This is a genomic window from Pseudescherichia sp. (assembly GCF_031998825.1).
In the GTDB taxonomy this organism is placed as follows: Bacteria; Pseudomonadota; Gammaproteobacteria; order Enterobacterales; family Enterobacteriaceae; genus Pseudescherichia.
This window is the reverse complement of record NZ_DAMACX010000092.1, coordinates 2,875-6,428: the sequence shown is the minus strand read 5'-3', so window position 1 is coordinate 6,428 and position 3,554 is coordinate 2,875. Positions and strand designations below refer to the sequence as shown.

The 3,554-nt window shown below is 57.3% G+C and carries 5 protein-coding genes and 1 pseudogene; all 6 read right to left on the bottom strand.

Annotated features, from left to right (window positions below; genetic code table 11):
• Positions 1-185 (bottom strand): biotin carboxylase N-terminal domain-containing protein (locus RTP97_RS21030; RefSeq protein ID WP_312417071.1); only part of this gene is annotated, 185 nt, incomplete at its 3' end.
• 10 nt (positions 186-195) lie between these two features.
• Entirely contained in the window at positions 196-666 is a 471-nt protein-coding gene (gene accB / locus RTP97_RS21025; protein ID WP_312214409.1) for an acetyl-CoA carboxylase biotin carboxyl carrier protein, read from the bottom strand.
• A gap of 21 nt (positions 667-687) precedes the next feature.
• Complete coding sequence (gene aroQ / locus RTP97_RS21020) at positions 688-1,140, bottom strand: type II 3-dehydroquinate dehydratase (protein WP_312417067.1); 453 nt, start codon at positions 1,138-1,140, stop codon at positions 688-690.
• Between the two features lie 245 nt (positions 1,141-1,385).
• Entirely contained in the window at positions 1,386-1,985 is a 600-nt protein-coding gene (gene msrQ / locus RTP97_RS21015; RefSeq protein ID WP_312417064.1) for a protein-methionine-sulfoxide reductase heme-binding subunit MsrQ, read from the bottom strand.
• Positions 1,986-2,987 (bottom strand): protein-methionine-sulfoxide reductase catalytic subunit MsrP, encoded by a 1,002-nt coding sequence (gene msrP / locus RTP97_RS21010; protein WP_312417061.1) that lies wholly within the window; start codon positions 2,985-2,987, stop codon positions 1,986-1,988. It lies immediately after the preceding gene.
• 94 nt (positions 2,988-3,081) lie between these two features.
• A pseudogene (locus RTP97_RS21005) lies at positions 3,082-3,554 on the bottom strand (oxidoreductase); the annotation flags it as partial.

Sequence of the window (3,554 nt, the reverse complement as noted above, 5' to 3'; positions counted from 1 at the left end):
TTCAGATAGCTTTTTACGGACGGAGCCGGGCCAATACAGACCGTCTCATCCGCCAGCAGTACGTGTTTTAGATCGCGATCCGCAGTGGAGTGCACGGCGACGGTCTTGATGCCCAGTTCTTTACAGGCACGCAGAATACGCAGAGCAATCTCGCCACGGTTAGCGATGACAATTTTTTCCAGCATGTGCGCCTCGTTACTCGATAACGACCAGTGGCTCGTCAAATTCAACCGGTTGACCACTTTCCACCAGAATGGCTTTCACCACGCCGGACTTATCGGCTTCGATCTGGTTCATCATTTTCATCGCTTCAACGATGCACAGGGTGTCGCCCGCGTTTACTTTCTGGCCGATTTCGATAAAGGCTTTCGCGTCCGGGCTAGGGGTGCGGTAGAAAGTCCCGACCATTGGGGAACGTACGATGTGGCCACTGATTTGCGCCGCAGCAGGTGCTTCGGCTACCGGAGCCGGTGCCGGTGCAACGGCGGTAGAGAGCGCAGGCTGCTGCATCATCGGTGCGGCATAGGCCTGCTGCATCACTGGATAGCCTGCGTTAGGTGCAGAGCGACTGATGCGAACAGACTCTTCGCCTTCAGAAATTTCCAGTTCGGAGATGCCTGATTCTTCAACCAGCTCGATCAGTTTTTTAATCTTACGAATATCCATGAGTGGGTTCCGTACTCTTGTTTAGTGTGTTTGTGACAGGCGTTTTACTGCCGTCTGTAATGCGTATGAATAGCCGTCAGCGCCGAATCCACAGATGACGCCAGCAGCGATATCGGAGAGATAAGAGTGATGGCGGAACGGTTCGCGTGCGTGGACGTTGCTCAGGTGGATCTCGATAAACGGAATATCCACGGCGAGCAGCGCGTCACGCAGGGCTACGCTGGTATGCGTAAACGCGGCCGGATTAATCAGGATATAGTCAATCTTGTCTTTAGCCTGATGAATGCGGTCGAGCAGTACGTACTCTGCGTTCGACTGTAAATGCTCTAACCCGACGTTCAGCGCCTCCGCTTCAGCGGTTAATCGGTTAACAATTTCTGTTAACGTCAGCGTGCCGTACTTGTCTGGCTCACGTGTACCCAACATATTCAGGTTGGGGCCGTTTAAGAGCAAAATGTGCAACTTGTCCGCCATTATGCTGCTATCTCCTGCAAATCTCCGGTAAAAAACAAAATATACCTTCGTTGCATGGTTGTCACGTTTTCAGCGCACGAAATGCCCTGTCGTGAAAACCAAAGTCGCACATTATAACGATTTCGTAGCATTTGGCAGCTAAATACTGGTCTTATCAGGGAAGATTATCTTACGCCCGCCGGAAAACGGGCGTAAAGACTATCAGAATTGTGGCAAACCGCACACATTACCGTACGATCGCCGCGCTATCGCCACCACTGGCGAAACTTCTTGTAGCGCCAGGCAAGCAGGATGCAGGCGAGAGCGGCATAGATAAGGGGCTGGGGGGAGAGGACCTTAACCGACCACAGATAGTGAATGGGCGCCAGGATCGCGACCAGATAGACGAAGTTGTGCAGACGCTGCCAGTTTCGCCCCAGCTTGCGCTGGGCCGCCTGGGTGGAGGTCAGCGCCAGCGCCAGCAGCACCAGCCAGCTTACAATTCCCAGCGTCAGGTAGGGACGGGTCACCAGCTCCTGACCGAGCAGCGCCAGATTACTGATCCCCAGCTCCAGCAGCGAGTAACTCACCAGGTGCAGCGAAGCCCAGGCAAAACACCAGAGTCCTAACAGCCGTCGGGTGCGGATCAGCAGCGGCTGTTTACCATAGCGCGCCAGCGGGGTGATGAGCAGCGAGCCAAGGAGGAACTTTAGCGCCATTCTGCCGGTAAAGTGCTGGATATCTTTCGCCGGATCGGCGCTGAAATACCCCTGGCTGGCCGCCCAGAAGAGCCATAATAGAGGAAGCAGGCCTGCCAGGTGCAGGACAACCTTGAGCCAGACGATCTGTTTTGCCGTGAGCCGCACCTAGAAATTCTCCCGTAGATCGATACCGCGATAGAGCGAAGCTACCTCATCGGCGTAGCCATTAAACAGCAGAGTCTGCTGGCGCTTGACGTCGAGTATGCCACCGGAGCCGATAAACCGCTCCGTGGCCTGCGACCAGCGCGGATGATCGACGTGCGGGTTCACGTTAGCGAAAAAGCCGTACTCGTTAGGGGCAGAGAGGTTCCAGGTGGTTGGCGGCCGCTCGCGGGTTAGCGTGATGCTGACGATCGACTTAATGCCCTTAAAACCGTACTTCCACGGCACGGTCAGACGCACCGGTGCGCCGTTTTGCGGCGGCAGCGCTTTGCCGTAGACGCCGGTGGTGAGCATGGTCAGCGGGTGCATGGCCTCGTCGAGGCGCAGGCCCTCTACATAGGGATACTCCAGCCCGCCGCCAATAAAGCGGTCCTTCTGGCCGGGCATCTGCTCCGGGGAGTAGAGCGTCTTAAACGCCACGTATTTGGCTTTGCTGGTGGGCTGCACCAGTTCAAGAAGCTTGTGCAGCGGGAAGCCGATCCACGGCACCACCATCGACCAGGCTTCGACGCAGCGCATCCGGTAGATACGCTCCTCCAGCGGAAAGCGCCGGGTCAGATCGTCATGATCGAGGGTCAGCGGCCTGGCCACCTCGCCGTCAATCTTCAGCGTCCAGGGATCGGTCTTCATGCTGCCCGCGTTGGCCGCGGGATCGGCCTTGTCGAGGCCAAACTCATAGAAGTTGTTGTAGCCGGTGACCTTATCCTCAGGGGTGAGGGGCAGGGTGCTTTGCCACTCGGCAGGCTTGCTGAAATCAAGCGGCTTACCCGCCGGGGCTTTCGGGCGATCGTTGCCTTTAAACCAGTCGAGCAGGTCGGCATGGGCGGCAGATGAGAGCGACAGCGCCGTCGCGCTGATGCCCAGCGCTTTTAACACCTGCCGACGCTGTAGCATAAAAACGGACTCCGCCGTGACGTCCGCTTCCCTCAGCTTTCTTTTATTCATTACACCCTCCGCCAGCGTCTCATACAAAGTGACTAAGACTATAAGCATGATGGAGGAGTTGCGTTAGTGCGAGCCGGTAATAAAAAATTGCCGACTAGGCGATTTTGACCAGCGTGCGGCCCTGCGACTGGTTGTTGATAATCGCGTTGGCAAACTCTGGCGCTTGTTCAAGGGTAATCTCCGTTGCGCTCTGCTCGTAGAACGACTCAGGCAGATCCTGCGCCAGACGCGACCACGCTGCGGCACGTTTTGCGGCAGGCGTCATGACGGAATCGACGCCCTGCAGGCGCACGTTGCGCAGAATAAACGGCATCACCGTGGTTGGCAGCGCAAAGCCACCCGCCAGGCCGCAGGCTGCCACGCAGCCGCCGTAGTTCATCTGCGCCAGCACCTTGGCCAGCACTTTGTCGCCAACGGTATCTACCGCGCCAGCCCAGAGCTGTTTCTCCAGCGGACGGCTTTCGGCGAACTCATCGCGGCCCAGAATGCGGCTGGCGCCGAGGCGCTTAAGGTAGTCGTGGGTGCTCTCCCGGCCAGAGACCGCCGCCCCCTGGTAGCCGAGCTTGT

Coding starts and splice junctions, on each gene's coding strand:
- accB (WP_312214409.1), bottom strand. CDS start 666: ATGGATATTCGTAAGATTAAAAAACTGATCGAGCTGGTTGAAGAATCA.
- aroQ (WP_312417067.1), bottom strand. CDS start 1,140: ATGGCGGACAAGTTGCACATTTTGCTCTTAAACGGCCCCAACCTGAAT.
- msrP (WP_312417061.1), bottom strand. CDS start 2,987: ATGAATAAAAGAAAGCTGAGGGAAGCGGACGTCACGGCGGAGTCCGTT.